Source organism: Citrobacter sp. C6_1 (genome assembly GCF_014596835.2).
Classification (GTDB): Bacteria; Pseudomonadota; Gammaproteobacteria; order Enterobacterales; family Enterobacteriaceae; genus Citrobacter; species Citrobacter pasteurii.
Genome location: NZ_CP115031.1, coordinates 2,059,783 through 2,086,402, shown reverse-complemented (window position 1 = coordinate 2,086,402; position 26,620 = coordinate 2,059,783). Strand labels below are relative to the sequence as shown.

General features: G+C 50.4%; 19 protein-coding genes, 2 tRNA genes and 1 other RNA gene. 7 read left to right on the top strand and 15 right to left on the bottom strand.

The annotated features are described in order from the left end of the window. Window positions 1-44: 44 nt before the first annotated feature. The 6 genes from oppF to ychE form a co-directional block, all read right to left on the bottom strand. Window positions 45-1,049, bottom strand: coding sequence for a murein tripeptide/oligopeptide ABC transporter ATP-binding protein OppF (gene oppF, locus IB196_RS10175; protein ID WP_005126408.1), 1,005 nt, complete (start codon window positions 1,047-1,049; stop codon window positions 45-47). Continuing rightward, window positions 1,046-2,059, bottom strand: a complete 1,014-nt coding sequence (oppD, locus tag IB196_RS10170; RefSeq protein ID WP_005126407.1) for a murein tripeptide/oligopeptide ABC transporter ATP-binding protein OppD — start codon at window positions 2,057-2,059, stop codon at window positions 1,046-1,048. The genes oppF and oppD overlap by 4 nt, the downstream gene beginning before the upstream one ends. Window positions 2,060-2,070: 11 nt before the next feature. After that, window positions 2,071-2,979, bottom strand: coding sequence for an oligopeptide ABC transporter permease OppC (gene oppC, locus IB196_RS10165; RefSeq protein WP_005126406.1), 909 nt, complete (start codon window positions 2,977-2,979; stop codon window positions 2,071-2,073). Window positions 2,980-2,993: 14 nt separating this feature from the next. Beyond that, window positions 2,994-3,914 (bottom strand): oligopeptide ABC transporter permease OppB, encoded by a 921-nt coding sequence (oppB, locus tag IB196_RS10160; protein ID WP_005126405.1) that lies wholly within the window; start codon window positions 3,912-3,914, stop codon window positions 2,994-2,996. A 233-nt stretch (window positions 3,915-4,147) separates the two neighbouring features. Then, window positions 4,148-5,779 carry an oligopeptide ABC transporter substrate-binding protein OppA gene (gene oppA / locus IB196_RS10155; protein ID WP_040233217.1) on the bottom strand — a complete coding sequence of 544 codons (1,632 nt, stop codon included), beginning with the start codon at window positions 5,777-5,779 and terminating at the stop codon, window positions 4,148-4,150. 771 nt (window positions 5,780-6,550) lie between these two features. Next, window positions 6,551-7,198, bottom strand: a complete 648-nt coding sequence (gene ychE / locus IB196_RS10150) for an NAAT family transporter YchE (protein WP_005126400.1) — start codon at window positions 7,196-7,198, stop codon at window positions 6,551-6,553. A 487-nt stretch (window positions 7,199-7,685) separates the two neighbouring features. Here ychE and adhE point away from each other — a divergent pair, with 487 nt between their 5' ends. Then, the gene (adhE, locus tag IB196_RS10145; protein WP_005126398.1) at window positions 7,686-10,364 is read left to right on the top strand and encodes a bifunctional acetaldehyde-CoA/alcohol dehydrogenase; all 2,679 of its coding nucleotides are present in this window, start codon (window positions 7,686-7,688) and stop codon (window positions 10,362-10,364) included. Between the two features lie 222 nt (window positions 10,365-10,586). On the opposite strand, the gene tdk is transcribed toward adhE, so the two are convergent. Then, on the bottom strand, window positions 10,587-11,204 hold the full coding sequence (gene tdk, locus IB196_RS10140; RefSeq protein ID WP_005126397.1) for a thymidine kinase: 618 nt from the start codon (window positions 11,202-11,204) through the stop codon (window positions 10,587-10,589). A gap of 647 nt (window positions 11,205-11,851) precedes the next feature. On the opposite strand from tdk, the gene hns reads away from it, so the two are divergent. Then, on the top strand, window positions 11,852-12,265 hold the full coding sequence (hns, locus tag IB196_RS10135) for a histone-like nucleoid-structuring protein H-NS (RefSeq protein ID WP_003020723.1): 414 nt from the start codon (window positions 11,852-11,854) through the stop codon (window positions 12,263-12,265). Between the two features lie 138 nt (window positions 12,266-12,403). Here hns and galU read toward each other — a convergent pair whose 3' ends face one another. The 3 genes from galU to rssA form a co-directional block, all read right to left on the bottom strand. Continuing rightward, window positions 12,404-13,312, bottom strand: coding sequence for a UTP--glucose-1-phosphate uridylyltransferase GalU (gene galU, locus IB196_RS10130; RefSeq protein WP_005126395.1), 909 nt, complete (start codon window positions 13,310-13,312; stop codon window positions 12,404-12,406). Between the two features lie 204 nt (window positions 13,313-13,516). After that, on the bottom strand, window positions 13,517-14,530 hold the full coding sequence (gene rssB / locus IB196_RS10125) for a two-component system response regulator RssB (RefSeq protein WP_005126394.1): 1,014 nt from the start codon (window positions 14,528-14,530) through the stop codon (window positions 13,517-13,519). A gap of 90 nt (window positions 14,531-14,620) precedes the next feature. Next, window positions 14,621-15,529, bottom strand: coding sequence for a patatin-like phospholipase RssA (gene rssA, locus IB196_RS10120; protein WP_005126393.1), 909 nt, complete (start codon window positions 15,527-15,529; stop codon window positions 14,621-14,623). Window positions 15,530-15,640: 111 nt separating this feature from the next. Between rssA and IB196_RS10115 the strand changes: the two genes are divergently transcribed. The 5 genes from IB196_RS10115 (at window position 15,641) to IB196_RS10095 (ending at window position 17,530) form a co-directional block, all read left to right on the top strand. Next, window positions 15,641-16,096: a YchJ family protein gene (locus IB196_RS10115; RefSeq protein WP_040233219.1), complete on the top strand. Its 456-nt coding sequence runs from the start codon at window positions 15,641-15,643 to the stop codon at window positions 16,094-16,096. Between the two features lie 55 nt (window positions 16,097-16,151). Beyond that, window positions 16,152-16,994: a formyltetrahydrofolate deformylase gene (gene purU / locus IB196_RS10110; RefSeq protein WP_005126391.1), complete on the top strand. Its 843-nt coding sequence runs from the start codon at window positions 16,152-16,154 to the stop codon at window positions 16,992-16,994. 157 nt (window positions 16,995-17,151) lie between these two features. Continuing rightward, window positions 17,152-17,236, top strand: a tRNA-Tyr gene (locus tag IB196_RS10105). A gap of 43 nt (window positions 17,237-17,279) precedes the next feature. Further along, a non-coding RNA gene (locus IB196_RS10100) (RtT sRNA) lies at window positions 17,280-17,411 on the top strand. 34 nt (window positions 17,412-17,445) lie between these two features. Further along, window positions 17,446-17,530, top strand: a tRNA-Tyr gene (locus IB196_RS10095). 210 nt (window positions 17,531-17,740) lie between these two features. Here IB196_RS10095 and narI read toward each other — a convergent pair. From narI to IB196_RS10070, 5 genes are all read right to left on the bottom strand, one after another. Further along, on the bottom strand, window positions 17,741-18,418 hold the full coding sequence (gene narI, locus IB196_RS10090) for a respiratory nitrate reductase subunit gamma (protein WP_040233221.1): 678 nt from the start codon (window positions 18,416-18,418) through the stop codon (window positions 17,741-17,743). Further along, window positions 18,418-19,128: a nitrate reductase molybdenum cofactor assembly chaperone gene (narJ, locus tag IB196_RS10085; protein ID WP_005126387.1), complete on the bottom strand. Its 711-nt coding sequence runs from the start codon at window positions 19,126-19,128 to the stop codon at window positions 18,418-18,420. The genes narI and narJ overlap by 1 nt, the downstream gene beginning before the upstream one ends. Then, a complete protein-coding gene (narH, locus tag IB196_RS10080) occupies window positions 19,125-20,663 on the bottom strand; it encodes a nitrate reductase subunit beta (protein ID WP_040233224.1) in 1,539 nt (512 codons plus the stop codon). Before narH ends, narJ begins: the two co-directional genes overlap by 4 nt. Continuing rightward, window positions 20,660-24,403 (bottom strand): nitrate reductase subunit alpha, encoded by a 3,744-nt coding sequence (locus IB196_RS10075; RefSeq protein WP_188231662.1) that lies wholly within the window; start codon window positions 24,401-24,403, stop codon window positions 20,660-20,662. The genes narH and IB196_RS10075 overlap by 4 nt, the downstream gene beginning before the upstream one ends. A 515-nt stretch (window positions 24,404-24,918) precedes the next feature. Next, window positions 24,919-26,310 carry a NarK family nitrate/nitrite MFS transporter gene (locus IB196_RS10070; protein WP_005126378.1) on the bottom strand — a complete coding sequence of 464 codons (1,392 nt, stop codon included), beginning with the start codon at window positions 26,308-26,310 and terminating at the stop codon, window positions 24,919-24,921. Window positions 26,311-26,620: the final 310 nt, after the last annotated feature.

Sequence of the window (26,620 nt, the reverse complement as noted above, 5' to 3'; positions counted from 1 at the left end):
TACCTCACCAAAAAGAAGGGCTGACAGTGTGTCAGCCCTCTCGATTATAGCGGGTCTACTTTTAAGCAGGAAACCGCGTGTCGGAAACTCCCTTCAAGTACAGGACGCGTTTTCGCGCATTCTGGGCCGGCGATCGGACAACGCGTGCGGAACACACACCCCGAAGGAGGATTAATCGGGGAAGGTAACTCACCTTCCAGCAGTTGGATAACCTTGTTCCTCTCCATATCAGGATCGGGAATTGGCACCGCTGACATTAGCGCCTTGGTATAAGGATGCAGCGGATTATGGTACACCTCGTCATATGTCCCTAGCTCCACCGCATGTCCGAGATACATCACCAGCACGCGATCGGAAATATGCTTAACCACCGCCAGGTCGTGGGCAATGAAGATGAGCGATAATCCCATTTCACGCTGTAGCTGTTGCAACAGGTTAACAACCTGCGCCTGAATTGATACGTCCAGCGCGGATACGGGCTCATCACAAATTATCAGCTTCGGCTCAAGGATCAGTGCACGGGCAATCCCAATACGCTGACACTGACCACCGGAAAACTCATGTGGGTAGCGGTTAATCAGATTCGGTAGCAAGCCAACCTTCATCATCATCGCCTTCACACGGTCACGGACTTCCTGACCAGGCAGGTTCGGATGATAAGTCCGCAGCGGTTCGGCAATAATTTCACCAATGGTCATACGCGGGTTTAACGATGCCAGCGGATCCTGGAAAATCATCTGGATGTCACTGCGCACTGCCCGCCACTCATCGGGTTTCATACCCAGCAAATCTTTACCCAGCCAGGCCACCTTTCCATCGGTGGCTTTCACTAGGCCGATAATCGCACGGGCAAAGGTCGATTTCCCACAGCCTGATTCGCCGACCACGCCCAGGGTTTCGCCTTCATACAGTCGTAGGGTCACGCCATCAACCGCTTTTAGGGTCTTAGCCGGCTGCCAGAACCACTGCTTGCCGTCTTTAATGTCGAAATGGACTTTCAGATCAGCAATTTCAAGGAGCACTTTTCGTTGTTCGGTCACCGCATTCATACCAGTTCCTCCACCGGTTTAAAGCAGGCGCGCAGACGTCCCGGACTAAACTCTTCCAGTGGCGGAGCACTGTTACAGATTTCCATGGCATGCGGGCAACGGGGCTGGAACGGGCAACCTTTCGGTAAACGCAACAGGTTCGGCGGATTACCCGGGATAGTCAGCATTTCTTCCCCTTCGGCATCCAGACGCGGGACGGCATTAAGCAGGCCAATCGAATACGGATGAACCGGCTTATAAAAGACATCGCGCGCACTACCATATTCCATGGTTCGTCCGGCGTACATCACCAGAACTTTATCGCAAATACCGGCCACAACGCCAAGGTCGTGGGTGATCATGATAATCGCCGTGTTGAATTCGCTTTTCAGTTCATTCAGCAGCGTCATAATTTGCGCTTGTACCGTCACATCGAGCGCGGTAGTCGGCTCATCGGCTATCAGCAGTTTTGGCCTGCACAGAAGCGCCATGGCGATCATCACACGCTGACGCATACCGCCGGAGAATTCATGCGGATACATTTTCATACGCTTACGCGCTTCCGGCATCTTCACCGCATCCAGCATCCTGACCGACTCTTCAAAGGCTTCCGCTTTGCTCATACCTTTATGCAGCATCAGAACTTCCATCAACTGCTCGCCGACGCGCATGTACGGATTGAGAGATGTCATCGGATCCTGGAAAATCATCGAGATTTGCTCGGCGCGCAGTTTGTTGAGCTCGCGCTCCGGTAAGTTCAGGATCTCGCGACCGTTGAATGTAGCGGAACCGCCAATACGGCCATTTGCGGCCAACAGGCCCATCAAGGCAAATGCAGTCTGCGACTTACCTGAACCAGACTCACCAACAATACCCAGCGTTTCCCCGGCGCGTAGTGAAAAGTTTAAATCGTTTACTGCAGTAACATCACCATCTGGGGTGGCAAACGTCACACGCAGATCGGTAACGTTCAGCAATGCGTTAGCCTGTTGTTGCGCGAGCGGCGCGGTTGAGGTCTCAATTACGCTCATGGCGGCACTCCTTAACGGTCTTTCGGGTCGAGGGCATCACGCAGGCCATCGCCAATAAAGTTAAAACAGAATAGCGTCACCACCAGGAACCCTGCCGGAAACAGCAGTAACCATGGCGATACCTCCATCGAGTTGGCACCATCGCTGAGCAGTGCGCCCCAGCTACTTAGCGGCTCTTGTGTGCCAAGTCCCAGGAAGCTCAGGAAAGATTCAAACAGGATCATGCTGGGAACCAGCAACGAGGCGTAGACCACCACCACACCCAGTACGTTTGGCACAATGTGGCGCACAACAATTCGCACGGTAGACACCCCACCGACCTGGGCTGCTTCAATAAACTCTTTGCGCTTCAGGCTCAGCGTCTGGCCACGAACGATACGCGCCATATCAAGCCAGGACACCATCCCAATCGCCACAAAGATTAGCAGGATGTTTTGCCCAAAGAAGGTAACCAATAGAATAACGAAGAACATGAACGGGAAGGAGTTAAGGATTTCCAGCAGACGCATCATCACGGAGTCGATTTTGCCGCCGAGATAACCCGACAAAGAACCGTACAGCGTACCGACGACTACCGCCACCAGCGCTGCGGCAATGCCGACCATCAACGAGATACGTCCACCAATCGCCACCCGCACCAGCAGATCACGACCAGATGAGTCAGTGCCAAAATAGTGCCCGGACTCCGTATCAGGCGCGCTGGACATCATGCCCCAGTCAGTATCGAAGTAGGTAAACTGCGATAACATGGGTGCCAACGTCACAAACAGCGCAATAATCACCAGTACCACGAGGCTGGCTACTGCCGCTCGGTTATGCATAAAGCGTCGACGAGCATCCTGCCACAGGCTGCGGCCTTCGACCTCCAGCTTTTCACTGAAATTCTCCAGCGCTTCGCTGTTTTTCTTACTTAACATCATAGCGAGCTCCAGTATCAGTAACGGATTTTCGGGTCGATTACGGCATACAGCACATCGACAATCGCGTTAAACACGATGGTCAGCGCGCCGACCAGAATAGTCAGGCTCAGTACCAGCGAGTAATCGCGGTTTAATGCGCCATTCACGAACAACTGCCCAATACCCGGTAAACCATAGATAGTTTCAATAACCATCGAACCGGTAATGATGCCAACAAATGCGGGCCCCATATAGGACAACACCGGCAACAACGCAGGTTTTAACGCATGGCGGAAAATAATCCGTCGCATCGGCAACCCTTTAGCACGCGCGGTTCGAATAAAGTTAGAGTGCAGCACTTCAATCATTGAGCCGCGGGTAATACGCGCAATACTGGCAATATAGGCCAGGGATAGCGCCACCATGGGCAGGATCATAAATTTCAGCGCCCCACCGTTCCAACCGCCACCGGGTAGCCATTTCAGTGTGATCGCAAATATCATGACTAATAAGGGAGCAACGACAAAACTGGGGATCACCACCCCGGTCATCGCCACCCCCATGACCGTATAATCCCAACGCGTGTTTTGCTTCAACGCGGCAATTACGCCCGCACTGACGCCGATCACCACCGCCAGAATAAAGGCCGCAGCCCCCAGCTTCGCGGAAACCGGAAAGCTTGACGCGACCAGGTCATTAACGGTGTAGTCTTTATATTTAAAGGATGGCCCAAAATCACCGTGTGCCAACTGTTTCAGATAGCTAAAGTACTGCGTTGAGATCGGATCATTAAGATGGTATTTCGCTTCAATATTCGCCAGAACTTCTGGCGGTAACGCGCGCTCTCCGGTGAAAGGACTTCCCGGCGCAAGACGCATCATAAAGAATGAAATCGTAATAAGAATAAATAGCGTCGGAATCGCTTCCAGACAGCGGCGTAATATAAATTTCAACATTGCCCGTACCTTCTGGCGTGTGCCTTTATACCCGTCATACTTCACGCTGCAGGTGCGTTGGCTTTACTCGCTCACGTCAGTCACTTACTTAAGTAAGCTCCTGGCGATTCGCTGCGTTGCCGCCTTCCTGCAACGTGAATTATTTAGGGTATACCTCTCTTTGTCTAAAGAGGTATTTATAGTTCAATGAAAAAGACACTGTGGGGCAAAAATGATTGCCCCACGTCTTGCCATTAATGCTTGATAATATACAAGTCTTTAACGTGGATATTATCCATCGGGTCTTTACCGGAATATCCGCCTACCCAAGGTTTCACCAGACGGGCATTGACGTAGTAGAACACCGGTACAATTGCTGAGTCTTTATCCAGCAGCTGTTCTGCTTGCGAATACAGTTCACTGCGCTGAGCATCATCAGTTGCTTTCAGGGTATCAGCAATCAACTTGTCAAATGCAGGGCTCTTATAGTGGACGGTGTTGTTGGAGCTATCGGACAGCACCATATTCAGGAAAGACGTCGGTTCGTTATAATCCGCACACCATCCTGCGCGTGAAACATCATAGTTGCCCTGATGACGCGTATCGAGGAACGTCTTCCACTCCTGATTTTCCAGCTTCACATTCGCACCCAGATTTTTCTTCCAGATGGATGCCGCAGCGATAGCCAGCTTTTTGTGCAGATCGGAGGTGTTATACAGCAGATCAAAGGTCAACGGTTTATCCGCGGTAAAACCAGCTTCGGCCAGCAGTTTTTTCGCCTCTTCGTTACGTTTTTCCTGTGACCACTTGAACCACTCTGGCTCAACCAGTTTAGCGCCATCAGTATATGGCGGGGTAAAGCTATAGGCAGGCAGATCGCCCTGGTTTTTCACTTTGTTGACGATAATGTCACGATCCAGCGCCAGCTTCAGGGCGGTACGAACACGAACATCGTTGAACGGTGCTTTTTGGTTGTTAATTTCGTAATAATAGGTGCACAGATAAGGATCAACGTGAACTTCGTTCGGGATCTCTTTTTTCAGTTTCTGGAATAACTCAATCGGCATGTTGTTATAGGTCATGTCGATTTCACCGCTGCGATAGCGGTTCACGTCAGTCACTTCAGAAGAAATTGGCAGGTATGTGACCTGGTTAATAATGGTTTTCGCGTTGTCCCAGTAGTGGGTATTACGCTCAAGTACAATACGCTCGTTGACAACCCAGTCTTTCAGTTTATAAGAGCCGTTAGAAACGATGTTAGCGGGCTGGGTCCATTTTTCCCCGAATTTTTCCACCACGGCTTTAGGCACAGGGGAAAGAGAGGAGTGCACAAGGAGTTTGTAGAAATAAGGAACAGGTTCACTCAGAGTCACTTCAAAGGTATGGTCGTCAATCGCTTTTACACCGAGATCGGTTACTGGCTTCTTACCGGCGATGATGTCATCAATATTGACAATATGTCCGTACTGTAAATAGCTGGCGTACGGTGAAGCAGTATTAGGGTTCGCCAGACGTTGCCAGCTATAGACGAAATCTTGTGCGGTAACAGGCGTTCCATCAGACCATTTCGCATCTTTACGCAGATGGAATGTCCAGACTTTAAAATCTTTATTTTCCCATTTATCAGCCACGCCCGGCGATGGTTTGCCATCAACGTCACTGATTAATAAACCTTCAAATAAATCACGGTTAATGTTGGATTCCGGTACACCTTCGATTTTATGCGGATCGAGTGACTGAACTTCCGAACCATTATTACGCACCAGAGTCTGCTTCTCAGCCAACTGTACGCCTGCTGGTACCACTGCTGCTGTAGCAACATTTCCAGCGATTAGCGCAGTTAGGATCCCCGCAGCTACTAAACTTTTTTTAGTGATGTTAGTCATTGTGTTTGTACTCCCTCATTATTATGGCTGGTTTTATAACCAGACTGTTAATCCTGTCAGGATCCCTGTACGGCACCGGAGATTTTCTACCGTCAGGTGTTTTTTTGTTTACTGCTCGCTGTCACCGACTTTATTTATTCTGGCGATTCGTTTGATCGCCTTGCGTCGATTATCTACGTGCCTCCCCTGCCGGAAGCACGCTATTACCCTGTCGAGAGAAACTAAATGAAAATTATTCTCATCAACGTGCAATCTTCTGCTAAATACCTGGCCGGAAAGTATCAAATGCGTTTCTTCACCGCCAATACATTTTACAGATTTGTTAAGCAATTCTCTTTTATCGAAAAAAAACTGCACAACAGAAACATCAAAAAAGCGAACACTTAACAACAATATCAATTAATTCAATGCGTTGTGTGAGACACCCAGCTCATCCCCCTGTCCGGCATCGAAGAGACGTCAGAATGCACATAAATTTAACAATTGGTTATTAATTAGCACATTCATCTAAATTAGGTGCTGAAATAACTAATAACATTTCGATAATCCTTCAGCAAGCCCAAGAGTATGATGTTAATAAAATAACAGCGACACTTGGCCCCCTCAGGCGGACTGTTAAGGGTTATATTCATAAATTCAATGAATAACAAAAGAGTTAAGCATAAACATTTATTATTTTTGTTATGCTGATTTTCAACTTTAGTGAGAAGTTTTACGGATAATGAAAGGTAACGGAGCCGATAGTGGCTCCGTTGATGCAGAAGAGGGATATCAGGCAAGTAAACCCGGGAAAATGGATTTGATTCCGGTCACAATGAACTCAATCCCCAGGGCCATTAACAGCAACCCCATAATACGTGTGATGACGTTGATGCCGGTTTGTCCCAACAGGCGAACCAGCCACGGCGCCATACGAAACAATCCCCAACAGCACAGCGCAAACAGCGCAATCGCCACAAAAAAGCCAAACAGGTTAATCGCACTGTGATACCGCGTGCCCCAAACGATGGTTGAGCTTATTGCCCCCGGCCCCGCCATTAACGGCAGCGCTAACGGGACAACGCCAATGCTCTCGCGTATCGCCGTCTCCGACTTTTCCTGCTTGTTTTGCTTATCTTCCCCAAGTTTTCCGCTGATCATCGACATCGCGATAGTCACGACCAGGATACCACCGGCAATCCGGAACGAATCAATTGAGATACCAAACAGTTGCAGAATTCCATCCCCCAGAAACAGAGAGGTCCACAGAATGATAGCAACCGACAGGTTTGCCGTAAGGTTGGTTTTATTGCGTGCGGCAGCAGTCTGGTAGCTGGTCATGCTGATAAAGACAGGGATGATCCCTACCGGGTTGACCAGAGCAAATAACCCAATGAAAAATTTAAAATAGACAGGAAAATCGAATAGCGTATGGGTCACGGTTAGCTCCGAAGCGTTAGCCGGATAAAATGAGTCATAAAAATTGATGAAATCCGCGCTGAAGATACGCCTTTTGTCAGCATACTTCACCTGCTATCTGCGTATATCTACGTAAATACGCTACCATTACTCGGTGTTATTAATATGTATTAAGTATGCTAATGTTAACCACATTCATTACATCAATTTTTTAATACTTACCAAGAAACGCTAAAAGGGCCTGCTGAAAGGTGTCAGCTTTGAAGAAATTTGATCCAGATCACGCAATTACTACTCAGAAGTGAGTAATCTTGCTAACGCCACCTGGAGGTAACGCGTTAGAGTTAAATGACGCTAACGCATAAGCTCTTTTAGTAAATCAAAGTAAAGTGGACGTTAATTAACCGTTTGATTTTCAAAACGTTACACAAATTTTCGTCGATCTGTCTATACTCTCGTATCGAGCAGATGATTTACTAAAAAAGTTTAACATTATCAGGAGAGCATTATGGCTGTTACTAATGTCGCTGAACTTAACGCACTTGTAGAGCGCGTAAAAAAAGCCCAGCGTGAATATGCCAGTTTCACTCAAGAACAGGTTGACAAAATCTTCCGCGCCGCCGCTCTGGCAGCCGCAGACGCTCGAATCCCTCTCGCGAAAATGGCCGTTGCCGAATCCGGCATGGGCATCGTCGAAGATAAAGTGATTAAAAACCACTTTGCTTCTGAATACATTTACAACGCTTATAAAGATGAAAAGACCTGTGGTGTGCTGTCTGAAGACGACACTTTCGGTACTATCACCATCGCTGAACCGATTGGTATCATCTGCGGAATCGTTCCGACCACTAACCCGACATCTACTGCTATCTTCAAATCGCTGATCAGCCTGAAGACGCGTAACGCCATCATCTTCTCTCCGCATCCGCGTGCCAAAGATGCGACCAATAAAGCCGCTGATATCGTTCTGCAGGCTGCTATCGCTGCTGGTGCACCGAAAGATCTGATCGGCTGGATCGATCAACCTTCCGTTGAACTGTCTAATGCTCTGATGCATCACCCGGACATCAACCTGATCCTTGCGACCGGCGGTCCAGGCATGGTTAAAGCAGCATACAGCTCCGGTAAACCAGCAATCGGTGTAGGTGCAGGTAACACCCCTGTTGTTATTGACGAAACTGCGGATATTAAGCGCGCGGTTGCTTCTGTTCTGATGTCTAAAACCTTCGATAACGGCGTAATCTGTGCTTCTGAACAGTCCGTTGTTGTTGTTGACTCTGTATACGATGCAGTTCGTGAACGTTTCGCCAGCCACGGCGGCTACATGCTGCAGGGTAAAGAGCTGAAAGCTGTTCAGGACGTTATCCTGAAAAACGGTGCACTGAACGCCGCTATCGTTGGTCAGCCGGCATACAAAATTGCTGAACTGGCAGGCTTCTCCGTACCAGAAACCACTAAGATCCTGATCGGCGAAGTGAAGGTTGTTGACGAAAGCGAACCGTTTGCTCACGAAAAACTGTCCCCGACGCTGGCTATGTACCGTGCGAAAGACTTCGAAGACGCTGTTATTAAAGCTGAAAAACTGGTTGCGATGGGCGGTATCGGTCATACCTCTTGCCTGTACACCGACCAGGATAACCAGCCAGAACGCGTTGCTTACTTCGGTCAGATGATGAAGACCGCACGTATCCTGATTAACACCCCGGCATCTCAGGGTGGTATCGGTGACCTGTACAACTTCAAACTCGCGCCTTCCCTGACTCTGGGTTGTGGTTCCTGGGGTGGTAACTCCATCTCTGAAAACGTTGGTCCTAAGCACCTGATCAACAAGAAAACCGTTGCTAAGCGAGCTGAAAACATGTTGTGGCATAAACTTCCGAAATCTATCTACTTCCGTCGTGGCTCTCTGCCAATCGCACTGGATGAAGTGATTACTGATGGTCACAAACGTGCGCTGATCGTGACCGACCGCTTCCTGTTTAACAACGGCTATGCTGACCAGATCACTTCCGTGCTGAAAGCGGCTGGCGTTGAAACTGAAGTGTTCTTTGAAGTAGAAGCTGACCCGACTCTGACCGTTGTACGCAAAGGTGCTGAGCTGGCGAACTCCTTCAAACCAGACGTGATCATTGCGCTGGGCGGTGGTTCCCCGATGGACGCCGCGAAAATCATGTGGGTAATGTACGAACATCCGGAAACCCATTTCGAAGAGTTGGCGCTGCGCTTTATGGACATCCGTAAACGTATCTATAAGTTCCCGAAAATGGGCGTGAAAGCGAAAATGATCGCCGTCACCACCACTTCCGGTACCGGTTCTGAAGTGACCCCGTTTGCGGTTGTTACCGACGATGCAACGGGTCAGAAATATCCGCTGGCTGACTACGCGCTGACCCCAGACATGGCAATTGTCGATGCCAACCTGGTCATGGATATGCCGAAATCACTGTGTGCATTCGGTGGTCTGGATGCAGTGACTCACGCTCTGGAAGCTTACGTTTCCGTACTGGCTTCTGAATTCTCTGATGGTCAGGCTCTGCAAGCATTGAAACTGCTGAAAGAAAACCTGCCGGCGTCCTACCATGAAGGTTCTAAGAACCCGGTAGCGCGTGAGCGTGTTCACAGTGCAGCAACCATCGCCGGTATTGCGTTTGCTAACGCCTTCCTGGGTGTATGTCACTCAATGGCGCATAAGCTGGGTTCTCAGTTCCACATTCCTCACGGTCTGGCGAACGCCTTGCTGATCAGCAACGTCATTCGTTATAACGCGAACGACAACCCGACTAAACAGACTGCTTTCAGTCAGTATGATCGTCCGCAAGCTCGTCGTCGCTACGCCGAAATCGCAGACCATCTGGGTTTAAGCGCACCGGGCGACCGTACTGCGGCTAAAATCCAGAAACTGCTGGCATGGCTGGAAGAAATCAAAGCTGAACTGGGTATTCCAAAATCTATCCGTGAAGCTGGCGTTCAGGAAGCTGACTTCCTGGCACACGTCGACAAACTGTCCGAAGATGCGTTTGACGACCAGTGCACCGGTGCTAACCCGCGTTACCCGCTGATTTCTGAACTGAAACAGATCCTGCTCGATACTTACTACGGTCGTGAGTATAGCGAGGGTGAAACTGCGGCTAAAACTGAGCCAGCAGCAGCGCCTAAAACTGAGAAAAAAGCGAAAAAATCCGCTTAATGCACTCACATAAGTTTTAGTATCTTCATAAACGGCCCTTTGGGGCCGTTTTTTTTGCCATGCTCAGCGAAAATCAGACTATGCAGACGCCCGCCATCGACGGTGAAAAGGCGTAAGGGAAATAAGTGTGAGAGTGACACCAGAAGGCAATACCGCAGGGTAGCGCTTCTGGCTAAAGCAGAGACCTACCCTGCGATTTTAACTCAGCAGGAGAACAGAGGGTTAATCGTGGCTGTGACGTTCCTGAATGGCCGTCAGAGAGCCTTCAGACTGTGCTTCCTTATAATGCTTACGACACACCGATACATAGCGTTCATTTCCGCCTATAACGACCTGCTCACCTTCGTTATAAGGTCTTCCGGCCTGATCAAGGCGTAATACCATGCTGGCCTTACGGCCACAGAAACAAATAGTTTTTAATTCAACCAGCTTATCTGACCATGCAAGCAGGTATTCACTACCGCCGAATAACTCACCACGAAAATCGGTGCGCAAGCCGTAACACAACACGGGAATATCCAGCTGATCAACAACCTCTGATAATTCATAAACCTGCTGTCGCGTCAGAAACTGAGACTCATCAACCAGCACGCAATGAATTCGTTGCTGCGCGTTCTCCGCACGAATCTCCTCGAACAATGATGAATTTTGGTTAAACAATTTTGCAGGTGACGACAGGCCTATACGTGAACTTACTTTTCCCGCACCAAAACGGTCATCAATTTCCGCTGTATATACAACGGCACGCATCCCACGTTCCTGATAATTGTATGAAGATTGCAGCAATGCCGTCGACTTGCCTGCATTCATTGCAGAATAGTAAAAATAAAGCTGTGCCATTGTGTATCGGCCCTCACCGGGGGAAAATAAATATGGGCAGGATTGTATCATATTTCACAAACATGTCGGTGCAGCGTGACATCCGGGATGTATAAAAGAACGTGCGGACATCGCCCTGTTTCGTCTAAATACCCCACAGCGCGGAAGTGCCCTTGAGTACTTTCTCAAGTGTACGATAGAGTGAAAGTCCGCAGCCAAAGCACAAACAACCTGAAGTATGATGAGTATATACACATTCTTTCACAAATAGTGCTCCTGAAATTCATCAACGTCACTTATCATCACCGCGCAATAAAGAAACCCTGCCCTTATTGTTATTGCATCTAACGATAGCCACCTTGTAATAGGGGGATTCACGTAAGCAAAACTAATACAAAAGGTTGAAATCACTGCAAAGAGATACTATTTGTACACCATGAAATGTGACCTGAATCTTGAATTTCTACTCGCTGCTGCCGTGAAGCCCGCATACCAATAAGCCTTTTTTATGCCCGACATCGTCGTAAAATTAAGACAGAACAATTAATACAGACACTAAATAAAGAGCAATTTTGAATTCCTTACATTCCTGGCTATTGCACAACTGAATTTATCGCTCTATTATTAGCTCAACAAACCACCCCCAATATAAGTTTGAGATTACTACAATGAGCGAAGCACTTAAAATTCTGAACAACATCCGTACTCTTCGTGCGCAGGCGAGAGAATGTACTCTGGAAACGCTTGAAGAAATGCTGGAAAAATTAGAAGTTGTAGTTAGCGAGCGTCGCGAAGAAGAAAGCGCTGCCGCTGCTGAAGTTGAAGAGCGTACTCGTAAACTGCAACAATATCGTGAAATGTTGATTGCTGACGGTATTGATCCGAACGAACTGCTGAATAGCATGGCAGCGGTTAAGTCCGGCACCAAAGCTAAACGCGCAGCGCGTCCGGCTAAATATAGCTACGTTGACGAAAACGGTGAAACTAAAACCTGGACTGGCCAGGGTCGTACACCGGCTGTGATCAAAAAAGCGATGGAAGAACAAGGTAAACAACTGGACGATTTCCTGATCAAGGAATAATTCAGAAATAGTTTGCTTAAAATCCCGCCACTGGCGGGATTTTTTTTACCCGTACTTCGCACATCGCCCTACCCAAATTAGGTATAAAAAAACGGCGCTGGATTAGCAGCGCCGTTCTGTCCTTATAATACCGCGAGGTTACTTCTTAATACCCATCTCATCTTCAAGCCATGCTTTAAATTCAGAGCCAAGCGTATTATGGCGAATACCATATTCAACAAACGCCTGCATATAGCCCAGCTTATTACCACAGTCATGGCTTTTACCCTTCATGTGATAGGCCTCTACCGTTTCTTTTTCGATCAGCATATCGATAGCGTCGGTCAGCTGAATTTCATCACCTGCTCCCGGAGGTGTTTTTGCCAGCAGAGGCCAGATATCCGCACTGAGAACATAACGTCCCACAACGGCCAGATTCGATGGCGCAACGTCTGCTTTCGGTTTTTCTACCACGCCAACCATCGGTACGCTTTCACCAGGCGTTAATTCAACGCCCTTGCAATCAACAACACCATAAGCCGTTACGTCAGCTACAGGCTCCACCATAATCTGGCTGCTGCCTGTTTCATCAAAACGGTGGATCATTTCAGCAAGGTTGTCACGGGATAAATCAGATTCGTATTCGTCAAGAATAACGTCCGGCAGGATGACCGCAACGGGTTCATCGCCAACAACCGGATGGGCACACAATACCGCGTGCCCCAGACCTTTTGCCAGCCCCTGACGCACCTGCATAATAGTGACATGCGGAGGGCAAATAGATTGCACTTCTTCCAGAAGTTGACGTTTTACGCGCTTTTCCAGCATCGCTTCAAGTTCGAAGCTGGTATCAAAGTGGTTTTCAATTGAATTTTTAGACGAGTGAGTCACGAGTACAATTTCAGTGATGCCCGCAGCAATACATTCGTTTACGACGTACTGAATTAATGGTTTATCAACCAACGGTAGCATCTCTTTCGGGATTGCCTTCGTAGCCGGTAACATCCTGGTTCCTAATCCCGCAACCGGGATAACGGCCTTTTTGACTTTTGAATTAAGGGCAGCCATTTAAAACTCTCCTGGACTGTTCATGTATTGAACATGTTCATCAATCTGTTTCGCATCCGAGTATATCAGTACCGCAGTAAGCTTCAGGTCTGAAAAGGACGCGTGTCGGTATAATTAAGATAAATACGTAGAAATCTGGCGCTGATAGTAGCACTCGCGGCATGAAGGAGGTGAGCCAATTTGATTCCCCTACCTGTCAATTGTTCATTCCGCAGACAACATCAGGCGCAAACGACCACCTGCCCCCCAGATTTGGCATTGCCAGGACTCACTGCGCTGACTCAGTTGATTAAGATACGCATTACCTAAGGTGCCCAACGGAACACCATTACTGATTTGTACATGATGTGAACCCGTATTTAATGTCGCATTCAGCCCTGCTGATACCAAAATCAGGTTTTTTAATCCGCTGTGATAATAGCCCACCAGCAAAGGAAACTGTCCTGGTAAATTAGCCTGACGCAGTAAATGATTCACCTGCTTCAATAACGCACCGAGCTCCGGCAATCGTTGATTTTGATGTGCTAACTGTTCCTGTAGCAAACCGTTAAATAGCGCACGCAGTAGTAATGCCGCCAGAACGCCATTATCCCCTGCCCTTGTCACATCCAGACAATAAAACGCGAGGTCATGGTCTGAGAGCGGCGCAATATCCAGTACCAGCCCTGGCTGATCGGCGGCGACCAACTGGCGGTAGTTAACCCGACAATGCGAGATGACCTGCGACACTGGGGGCTGCAATTCTTGCAACAGTTTTGCAGCAGCTGCAGGATCGCCCACCATCGCATCCCAGTCACGAAACAGGCGTTCTTCTTCTTCCACACGAGAATTAAACATATTGGGATAAAGACACGCAAAAACGGTTTCTCGCAGGCGGTTAAGGTCCTTCACGGGCTTTAAAAGAACATCATCCACACCGAGTCGTAATGCTTTGGCAATATCGGCCATATTTTCCGTTGCGGAGATCACCAGAATAGGCGTCTGATCGCCACGATTACGCAGATACTCAACCAGTTTAAGGCCGTTCATTCTCGGCATTGCGAGATCGCAAATCATCAGGTCGGGGGTGAAGCGCCCCAGTAACTCCAGCGCATCAAGCCCGTCTCCCGCTACTGCTGTTGTCGCTCCCAAAGAGGAAAACCATGAATCCAGAAGCGAGCGAAATACCGGCTCATCTTCAACGATAAGAATCTGTTTTCCGACCAATGGCTGCGTCATATTCTCCCCCCTGACTGGCTTTAGTAAATAGTGGCATGCTATTGCAACTCGCGCCTGTCAGAATTTGCTTAAGTGTTGATAAAAAATGCGTTAAACGTTGGTTTTTACCAGGGGCAGAAGCTCATCCATTTTCTTCTCGACCGCTAACTGCCCGGCAGCAATTGCAGCACCGGCGCGATGGAAATCCAGCGTGGATATTTGTGGACAAAACGGCTGAATCAGAATATCAGGTGGGTCTCCAGCCATACGGTTGCGCTTGAGACGGTTTTCCAGAACCTGAATCGAGGTCGTCATGATCTCCATCGCCGTCGGTGCCGTGACTGCTCGCCGGGCCGTAATGTTGCTCAAGCGCTCTTTCAGGCGGGCATGCCATGACAGCTCATCATCATCGTTCGATTCGGTTTCACTATTGACGTTGAAGGAGAGCAGATCCTGTTGCATCAGGTGCGCATCATGTTGCAGGTCGACCGCGATAACGATGTCAGCACCCAGGGCGCGCGTCAGAGAGACGGGTACAGGGTTCACCACCGCGCCATCAACCAGCCAATAACCATTATGCGCCACAGGTGACATCAGGCCAGGAATACTGCAGGAGGCACGGACGGCAAGGTGCAAATCACCTTCGGTAAACCACAGCTCACGGCCCGTACTTAGATTGGTTGCGACAGTAGCAAAACGACGTGAGCATTGTTCGATAGATTCTACCGGCATGACATTCCGATACTGATTGAATACCCGCTCGCCGCGCAATAACCCTCCCCTGCGCCACGAGAGATCCATCAGGCGTAAAACATCCCAGTAACTGAAGGAGCAAACCCACTGTTCAAGCGCGGGGAGTTTGTTACATGCGTAGGCGGCGCCGACCAGTGAGCCAATAGAACACCCTGCCACAATATCAATATCAATGCCCATGTGTTTCAGGGCTTTGATCACACCAATATGCGACCAGCCGCGTGCTGCGCCGGAACCTAGCGCCAGCCCAATTTTTATTTTTCTCATTATACCTACAGACTTCCCCTGGCTTACAGACGTAGCAACATCGCCACGGCTCAGTTAACATAGTGCCACCCTGGCGTTTTTACGCCGTTTTTTTATTCCAGGGAGTACTTTGTGTCTCAGCTTTGTCCCTGTGGTAGCGCTGTCGAGTATAGCCTATGTTGCTACCGTTATGTGTCCGGTGCACAAGTAGCACCTACGCCGTCACATCTCATGCGTTCTCGTTACTGTGCTTTTGTGATGAAAGACGCAGATTACCTCATCAAAACCTGGCATCCAGATTGCCATGCCGCCGATTTCCGGGATGACATTATTGCAGGATTTACCCATACCGAATGGCTGGGACTGACCGTTTTTGAACAGCAGACGGCAGAAACCGACAATATCGGCTATGTCAGTTTTGTCGCACGGTTTTCTGAACAGGGAAAAACAGGCGCAATTATCGAACGCTCTCGTTTTTTAAAAGAAAACGGTCAGTGGTACTATATTGACGGTACACGCCCGCCAATTGGACGAAACGATACCTGCCCTTGTGGCTCCGGTAAAAAATTTAAAAAGTGCTGCGGCTAATCAACGCCCGACAGTATCAATTATGCAAACATTCTCAACAGGATCTCCGCTGCAAATGCATTCATTACAACGAAAAGTGCTGCGTACAATTTGCCCGGACCAAAAAGGTCTGATCGCGCGCATTACTAACATCTGTTACAAGCACGAACTGAACATCGTGCAGAACAATGAGTTCGTGGACCATCGTACCGGGCGTTTTTTCATGCGTACCGAGCTGGAAGGCATTTTTAACGATGTCACACTGCTGACCGATCTGGACAGCGCGCTACCAGAAGGTTCCATTCGCGAGCTTACGCCAGCGGGACGCCGCCGCATCGTTATTTTAGTCACCAAAGAAGCCCACTGTTTGGGCGATCTGTTAATGAAGGCCAATTACGGCGGACTGGATGTTGAAATTGCCGCGGTTATCGGCAACCACGACACGCTACGTTCCCTGGTTGAGCGTTTTGATATTCCTTTTGAGCTGGTCAGCCATGAAGGTTTAACACGTGATGAGCATGACCAGAAAATGGCGGATGCCATCGACGCACATCAGCCAGACTATGTCGTGCTGGCAAAATATATGCGTGTCCTGACGCCGACATTTGTTTCTCGCTTCCCAAATAAGATCATCAATATTCACCACTCATTCCTGCCCGCCTTTATTGGCGCGCGCCCGTACCATCAGGCGTATGAGCGCGGCGTGAAGATCATCGGAGCGACAGCCCACTATGTAAATGACAATCTCGACGAAGGTCCGATCATCATGCAGGACGTGATTCATGTGGATCATACCTATACCGCAGAGGATATGATGCGTGCCGGTCGTGACGTTGAGAAAAATGTATTAAGCCGCGCGCTGTATCAGGTTCTCGCTCAGCGTGTCTTTGTTTACGGTAACCGAACGATTATTCTGTAATCGATTGATAATTTTATTGGTTACCTTTACATCTTTACGCGTAAAAATCAGGCAACCAGTTCTTTTTTATCAACGGAATGCTTTACAGGGGCGCATCATTTGATATGATGCGCCCCGCTTCCAAAGGAAGCAGGCCAGTAACATAGCATTACCCCGTGGTGGGGTTCCCGAGCGGCCAAAGGGAGCAGACTGTAAATCTGCCGTCATCGACTTCGAAGGTTCGAATCCTTCCCCCACCACCATTATTCACTACAGCAATGTAGTTACCCCAATGAGCCATGCTGAAGTTTGCACTCACTGGGAAGGGTGAGAACCTTCGACCAAGGTTCGAGTCGAGCGAAAGCGAGACAACGTTGCCGCAGGCAACGGCCCGAAGGGTGAGGAGCGAAGCGACGAATAATCTTTCCCCCACCACCATTATTCAGCTAGTTCACAAAATCAGTATACCCCTGGTGGGGTTCCCGAGCGGCCAAAGGGAGCAGACTGTAAATCTGCCGTCATCGACTTCGAAGGTTCGAATCCTTCCCCCACCACCATCACTTCATATAGCACTAACACCAAGTCCATCTGCAATACCCCATATTCTGCCCTCAATACGTGCCAGCAATTTGCCTGATGCGCTACGCTTATCAGGCCTACAGAGAACTGACGTCTGCGTAGGCCTGATAAGGCGGTTACGCCCCCATCCGGCGTGCACAATACAAAAAACCCCGCCGTAGCGGGGTTTGGTGCGTTACAACGCGAAATTAGTGACGCGCACGAACAATCTGATATTTACGTGTCAGATACTCAACTGGCACGCTCCAGATATGCACCAGACGCGAGAACGGGAACAGCAGGAACAACGTCATACCGAGCACCAGGTGCATACGGAAAATAAACGCCACACCGTCCAGATACTGAGACGCGCCGCCGTGGAAGGTCACCACGGACTGTGCCCAGTTCACCAGCTTCATCATCTCGCTACCGTCCATATGCTGGGCGGAGAATGGAATAGTCAGCAGACCCAGCGCACACTGGATAACCAGAATGGACAGCACCAGAATGTCGGCTCCCGTGGTCGTTGCACGTACGCGTGGACTGAACAGACGACGTTTCAGCAGCAGTACGCCCCCCACCAGGCACATCACGCCGGACGCCCCGCCCGCAAACATCGCCATCTTCTGCTTCACTTCGAGCGGCAGCCACGCTTCATACATCCAGTGCGGCGTCAGCATCCCCAGGAAATGACCCGCGAAGATGCCGAGGATCCCAATGTGAAACAGGTTTGACGCAAGGTTCATCCCTTTGCGATCCAGCATCTGGCTGGAAGCCGCACGCCAGGTGTACTGACCGTAGTCGTAACGTAACCAACTGCCAATCAGAAAGACAGAACCCGCAATATACGGATAGATGTCAAAGAAGAACGTATTCAGGAAGTGCATTATTGCTGTCCTCCGGTGGTGATGTTCAGGTACTGCGGCGCAACGGCTCCGGCAAAACGACGTTGGTGAGCAGAAATTTCAGATTCACCGCACCCCTGGTCGGCAAAGAATTTCACCTGCTCTTCTTCCCAAACAGCATCCAGTGCCTGCGGCGTGTCGTCACGCGCTTCATCCGCAATCTTTTCTGCCACTTTATCGCTGTCGATAACGGTATTCGCCAGTTTTAACAGCAGATCAAACAGCACCGCGTAACGGCTTTCGCGCTGTTGCAGACGCGCACTGAGCAGCGCCAGAATCGGGGCGATATCCTGCAAGCCACCTAACGCTTCGCTTTTTGGCAACTGTGCGAGGTACTCCAGATACAGCGGCAAGTGATCTGGCAATTCGCGGCTATCGAGTTGTAGTCCGTGCTGCTCATACTGGGCCATCAGGTCAACCATCGCCTGACCGCGATCGCGGGATTCACCGTGAACATGTTCAAACAGCAGTAGCGAAGTCGCACGACCGCGGTCGAACAGTTCGCTATAGCTTGCCTGCGCATCCAGCATGTCCTGTGCAGTTAAATCGCGCAGGAAAACGCCCAGCGTCTGGGCATCCTCTTTGTCTAGGTTTTCAGATGACGCGAGTGCATCGAAAAGTTCCTGCTGATGCTGCCACAAGGCAGAATCCGGGTACTCGAGCAGACGCGAAACAATGACGAGTTCAATCATTGGTGCGGCTCCGTTTTGCTGGTCACATCGACAGCATCGATGCGGCGACTGTTGAACAGATTGAATTTAGTATCAGAACCGTGGCAACCATCACCGAAGGTGAAACCACAACCACTCTTCTCCGGGAATGCTTCACGCGCCAGTTCGCGATGGCTGCTCGGGATCACAAAACGATCTTCGTAGTTCGCGATCGCCAGATAACGATACATCTCTTGCGCCTGAGCTTCGGTCAGCCCGACCTCTTCCAGCGCGCGGGTATCAACTTTACCGTCTACGGTTTCTGCGCGTTTGTAGTGACGCATCGCCAGCATACGTTTCAACGCCCGCAGTACCGGCTGGGTATCACCCGCAGTCAGCAGGTTCGCCAGGTATTGAACCGGGATACGCAGGCTGTCCACGTCCGGCAGAATACCGTTGCTACCCAGTTCACCCGCGTCAGCGGCAGACTGAATCGGAGATAAAGGTGGCACATACCAAACCATCGGCAATGTGCGGTATTCCGGATGCAGCGGCAGCGCCAACTTCCAGTCCATCGCCATTTTATAAACCGGAGACTGCTGTGCGGCATCGATAACGCTCAGCGGAATACCATCTTTCAGCGCCTGTTCAATAACAGCCGGATCGTTCGGATCGAGGAACACGTCCAGTTGACGCTGGTACAGATCTTTCTCATGCTCGGTGCTTGCCGCGCTTTCAATCGCATCCGCGTCATACAGCAGTACGCCGAGGTAACGGATACGACCCACGCAGGTTTCGGAGCACACGGTCGGCTGACCGGCTTCGATACGCGGATAGCAGAAAATGCACTTCTCAGATTTACCGCTCTTCCAGTTGAAGTAGATCTTCTTGTACGGACAACCGGTGATGCACATACGCCAGCCGCGGCACTTGTCCTGGTCAATCAGCACGATGCCATCTTCTTCACGTTTGTAGATGGCGCCGCTTGGGCAGGTCGCCACGCACGCCGGGTTCAGACAGTGCTCGCACAGACGGGGCAGATACATCATGAAGGTGTTTTCAAACTGACCGTACATCGCCTTCTGCACATTTTCGAAGTTCTGGTCTTTCGCCAGCTTCTCAAACTCGCCGCCCAGGTCATCTTCCCAGTTCGGACCTTTGGTGATTTTGTCCATACGCTGACCGGTAATCAGCGAGCGCGGACGGGCGATCGGCTGCGCCTTGCTATCAGCAGGCGCGTTGTGCAGCGTCTGGTAGTCGAAATCAAACGGCTCGTAGTAATCATCAATGCCCGGCAGATGCGGGTTAGCAAAGATTTTACCCAGCAGCAGCGCTTTGTTACCCATGCGCGGCACCAGCTTGCCGTTGATTTTACGGATCCAACCGCCCTTCCATTTTTCCTGGTTTTCCCAGTCAGTCGGGAACCCCGTACCTGGCTTCGTTTCAACGTTATTGAACCAGGCATATTCGGCACCTTCACGGCTGGTCCAGACGTTTTTGCAGGTTACTGAACAGGTGTGGCAACCGATGCATTTATCGAGATTCAGCACCATGCCGACTTGTGAACGAATTTTCATTTTACGCTCTCCTGTACCTGGTCATTGCCTTCACCATCCAACCAGTCAATGTTCTTCATCTTACGTACCACCACGAACTCATCACGGTTCGAGCCTACGGTACCGTAGTAGTTAAAGCCGTAGGCCAGATGTGCATAGCCGCCGATCATGTGGGTCGGTTTCGGCGTAATACGCGTTACCGAGTTATGGATCCCGCCACGCTGCTGGGTAATTTCTGAACCTGGTAGGTTCACAATACGTTCCTGCGCGTGGTACATCATGGTCATCCCGGCCGGCACACGTTGGCTGACAACGGCACGGGCAGTTAAGGCACCGTTACTGTTGAAAACTTCGATCCAGTCGTTATCTTCGATACCCAAATCTTTCGCATCGGCTTCACTCATCCACACAATCGGACCGCCGCGACCTAACGTCAGCATCAGCAGGTTGTCACTGTAGGTAGAGTGGATACCCCACTTCTGGTGCGGCGTCAGGAAGTTGAGTGCTTTTTCAGGGTTGCCATTGGATTTCTCGCCCATCACCTCTTTCACCGAACGAGTGTCGATTGGCGGACGATAGACCAGCAGGCTTTCGCCGAAGTCACGCATCCACTGGTGATCCTGATACAACTGCTGGCGACCAGACAGCGTGCGCCATGGGATTAGCTCATGAACGTTGGTGTAACCGGCGTTATAAGAAACGTGTTCATCTTCCAGGCCTGACCAGGTCGGGCTGGAGATGATTTTGCGCGGTTGCGCCTGAATATCACGGAAGCGAATCTTCTCGTCTTCTTTGTTCAGTGCCAGATGCGTATGGTCACGACCGGTAAATTCACTCAGCGCAGCCCAGGCTTTGACGGCAACCTGACCATTCGTTTCCGGTGCCAGGGTCAGGATCATCTCTGCGGCATCAATTGCTGTATTAAGACAAGGTTGGCCTTTCGCCGGACCTTCTGCCTTGGTGTAATTGAGCTTACGCAGCAGATCCATTTCGCTCTGGGTATTCCAGGCAATCCCTTTACCACCGTTACCGACTTTATCCATCAACGGACCGATAGAGGTGAAGCGCTCGTAAGTTGCCGGGTAATCACGCTCAACGGTCATGATGTGCGGTGCTGTTTTGCCCGGAATCAGGTCGCATTCGCCTTTTTTCCAGTCTTTCACATCCAGCGGTTGCGCCAGTTCAGCGGCGGAGTCGTGTTGGATAGGCAGCGTCACCACATCAGTTTCTTTGCCAAGGTGACCGACACAGACTTCAGAGAATTTCCTGGCGATGGCTTTGTAGATTTCCCAGTCGCTTTTCGATTCCCAGGCTGGGTCAACAGCAGCAGACAGCGGATGAATAAACGGATGCATATCCGAGGTATTCATGTCGTCTTTTTCATACCAGGTAGCCGTTGGCAGCACGATGTCGGAATACAGACAGGTGCTCGACAGACGGAAGTCCAGCGTTACCACCAGATCCAGCTTGCCGTCGAGACCATTATCCTGCCATTCCACTTCTTCCGGTTTCACGCCGCCCTGTTTCCCCAGATCCAGCCCCTGGATACCGTGCTCAGTACCCAGCAGATACTTCAGCATGTATTCATGACCTTTACCGGATGAGCCCAGCAGATTAGAGCGCCAGATAAACAGGTTACGTGGATGGTTTTTACCGTTTTCTGGTTGTTCTGCCGCAAAGCGAATAGAACCTTCTTTCAGAGATTTAACGGTGTAATCGACGGGTGTCATCCCTGCTTTTTCCGCCTCACGCGCAATGTACAGCGGGTTAGTACCCAACTGCGGTGCAGACGGCAACCAGCCCATACGCTCGGCGCGCACGTTGAAGTCAATCAAATGACCGCTGTAGCGGGATTTATCCGCCAGCGGAGACAGCAGTTCCTGCGCGGTGACCGTCTCATAGCGCCATTGGCTGGAGTGGTTATAGAAGTAGGAGGTGCTGTTCATGTGACGAGCCGGACGCTGCCAGTCGAGGGCAAACGCCAGGGGCTGCCAGCCGGTCTGAGGACGCAGTTTTTCCTGGCCCACATAGTGTGCCCAGCCGCCGCCGCTCTGACCAACACAGCCGCAGAAAATCAGCATGTTGATCAGGCCGCGATAGTTCATATCGAGGTGATACCAGTGGTTCAGACCCGCACCGACGATGATCATCGAACGTCCGTGGGTTTTATCGGCGTTATCGGCAAATTCACGGGCAATACGCACGATTTGAGAACGTGAAACACCGGTGATTTTTTCTGCCCACGCAGGGGTATACGCTTTTACGTCATCGTAGCTGGTCGCGCAGTTTTCATCGTTCAAACCACGTTCCAGGCCGTAGTTAGCCATGGTCAGGTCATAAACGGTGGTCACCAGCGCGGTAGAACCGTCCGCCAACTGCAGGCGTTTCACCGGCAACTTATGCAGCAGAACGTTTTCCAGTTCGACTTTATTGAAGTGTTCAGTTCCTTCGCCACCGAAGTACGGGAAACCGACTTCCGCGATGTCATCCTGGCTACCCAGCAGGCTGAGCTGCAGTTCGGTTTCATTACCGGATGTGCCGTCGCGCTGCTCCAGGTTCCATTTACCTTTTTCACCCCAGCGGAAACCGATTGAACCGTTCGGCGCAACCATCTCACCGTTGCTGTTAATCGCGACAGTTTTCCATTCCGGGTTGTTTTCCTGACCCAGAGAATCGACCAAATCCGCCGCACGCAGCATACGACCGGCGGCATAGTAACCGTCACGCTCTTCAAGCACGACCAACATTGGCATGTCGGTGTAACGGCGCACGTAATCGGTAAAGTACTGGCTTGGGTTGTCGAGATGGAACTCACGCAGCATAACGTGGCCCATCGCCAGCGCCATTGCGGCATCAGTCCCCTGCTTCGGTGCCAGCCACAGGTCGCAAAGCTTGGCGATTTCTGCGTAATCCGGCGTAATCGCGACAGTTTTGGTGCCTTTGTAGCGAACTTCTGTGAAGAAGTGCGCATCCGGGGTACGGGTCTGCGGTACGTTAGAACCCCAGGCGATGATATAGCTGGAGTTGTACCAGTCAGCAGATTCCGGTACGTCAGTCTGCTCGCCCCAGGTCTGCGGAGAGGCAGGCGGCAGATCGCAGTACCAGTCGTAGAAGCTCAGGCAGGTACCGCCAATCAGTGACAAGTAACGAGCACCGGAAGCATAAGAAACCATCGACATTGCCGGGATCGGCGAGAAGCCAGCGACGCGGTCAGGGCCATAGGTTTTCACGGTATAGACGTTAGATGCCGCAATCAGTTCGTTTACTTCCTGCCAGGACGAACGGACAAACCCGCCACGACCACGCGCTTGTTTGAAGCTTTTTGCTTTATCGGCGTCTTCGATGATGGAGGCCCAGGCGTCAACGGGATCGCTGTGCAGTCTTTTCGCTTCACGCCACATCTTCATCAGACGTTTACGCATCAGCGGATATTTGAGGCGGTTTGCGCTGTAGAGATACCAGGAATAGCTCGCGCCACGCGGGCAGCCGCGAGGTTCGTGGTTTGGCAGATCAGGACGAGTACGCGGGTAGTCAGTTTGCTGGGTTTCCCAGGTTACCAGACCATTTTTCACGTAGATTTTCCAGCTGCATGAGCCGGTGCAGTTTACGCCGTGGGTTGAACGCACGACTTTGTCATGCTGCCAACGCTGGCGGTATCCATCCTCCCAGTCCCTGTTGGTATTGAGAAGCTGGCCGTGCCCATCGGCAAAGGTTTCGCCCTTCTGTTTGAAGTAGCGAAACCGGTCCAGGAATTTACTCATCGGTTCTCTCCTGTAGGAGCCTGACGGCTCTCTGATAAATCGACATTGCTTGATTGGGAGTGAAGGTAACGCTCTGAAAGGGCGTGATAATTGATAACGATCAAGGCAGACAGGGATGAAAATAGGTGGTTAATTTTCGCATACCCCTTAAGTAGGATATTGATATTTAATATAATTAATTGATTTATAAATGGATTTTAAAAACAACTTCTCGTGCAAATGTTAAATTCTTTACAAGTGGGTATTAAGGGGTATCCCCCCTGCCTGGCATAGTGAGAGCACTGTTCTCACAGGCAGTTGTTGTGTCATAACACAAAAGTATGTTGTAACTAATTACAAGCAAAAAAAAGCGCGGTATAACGCCGCGCAATGGATAATCAACCTACACTTCATCCTTCAAACTGCTTCTGCGTTGGCTGCGCTCGTTCTCCCCAGTCACTTACTTCAGTAAGCTCCTGGGGATTTCTCACTTGCCGCCTTGATGCAGTTAGAATGATTTTGTGTATACCTCTTTTTTACTTTTTAGAATGACGTCCGTATACCACCCAGGTGATGACCACACAGGCGACATAGAAGATCAGAAATACTTTCATCGCACCGACCGGAGAACCGGTTAATGCCAGAGATGTACCAAACGCTTTCGGAATAAAGAAGCCGCCAATCGCGCCAATCGCAGAGATAAAGCCCAGCGCCGCTGCCGTGTCAGTCGCTGCTTCACGCATCGCTTTCTCTTCAGAGCCGCCTTCCGCTTTCACCCTGTCCATTGTCAGTTTACGGAAGATGACAGAGATCATCTGGAAGGTTGAACCACTACCCAGACCGGCCGTCAGGAACAGCGCCAGGAATACCGCGAAGAAGGCAATAAAGTTACCACCTACCCCATCGGTTGGCAGGGTCAGGAACAGCAAGGCACTGAAGACTGCCATCAACACGAAGTTAACCAATGTCACACGCGTCCCGCCCAGACGGTCGGAGATTGCTCCCCCGGCAGAACGCGCCAGTGCACCAATCAGCGGGCCAAAGAAGGCGTAATGCAGGATCTGCACTTCCGGGAACTGCGTTTTTGACAGCATCGCGAAACCTGCGGAGAAGCCGATGAAAGAGCCGAAGGTTGCCAGATACAGCAGGCTCATTATCCACAGATGCCCGCGTTTCAGCACCGGCAATTGCTCTTTTAACGACGCTTTCGACGTTGCCAGTTCGTTCATACCGAACCATGCGGCCAGCGTGAAAATTGCGAGGAACGGTACCCAAATCCAGGCGGCATTGGCCAGATACAGCTGCGTGCCGTCCGGTTGTTCAACGCCGTGGCTGCCAAAAGCGGCGAAGATGGACAGTGAGACCACCAGCGGCGCAACCAACTGCATCACGCTGACGCCCATATTGCCCAGACCACCGTTCAGCCCCAACGCACCACCCTGCTTCTGCTTAGGAAAGAAGAAGCTGATGTTTGCCATGCTGGAAGCAAAGTTTGCACCGGCAAAGCCGCACAGCAGGGAGATAATAATGAAGGTACTGAACGGCGTGGTGGTATCCTGCACAGCAAAGCCTAACCACACGCAGGGGATTATCAGGATACCTGTGCTGAATGCCGTCCAGCGGCGACCACCGAACAGAGGAACCATAAAGGAGTACGGTACGCGCAGCAGTGCGCCGGAAACTGAAGGCAATGCCGTCAGCATAAACAGCTGCTCAGTGGTAAAATTGAATCCCACTTTCGGTAAGTTCACCGCCACCGCGCTAAATAACATCCATACGCAAAACGCCAGCAGCAAGCAAGGGACTGAAATCCACAGGTTACGGCTGGCAACTCGTTGACCACGCTGTTCCCAGAAGGCGGGATCTTCCGGCCGCCATTCTGTGATTACAGATCCAGATGCCCTTTCCGGGGCAGATGAGTGACTCATAGACACCTCTGATACTTGTTTCGATGCCTGCAACATTAGGGTTTACAGCGGGGGGTAAGTTGATATAAATCAAAGGAAAAGGTGTCATTATTAACGCCTAAAATTTATCATTACCCTAAATGAGTACATAACTTCGGTAAAAAAGATGTGGTTTTTCACGCTTCTGTCGCACCCTACTCCCCGACGTCCGGGATCTCTCCCCCTGTCGGCAATTAAGGGGTAGCCCGTTTGAGGTATGGGTATACTCCAGTGTATCGCTGAGAATAGCGGCACTGCCTGCAGCAGAATCGTCATTCAATAAGGTTTTCTG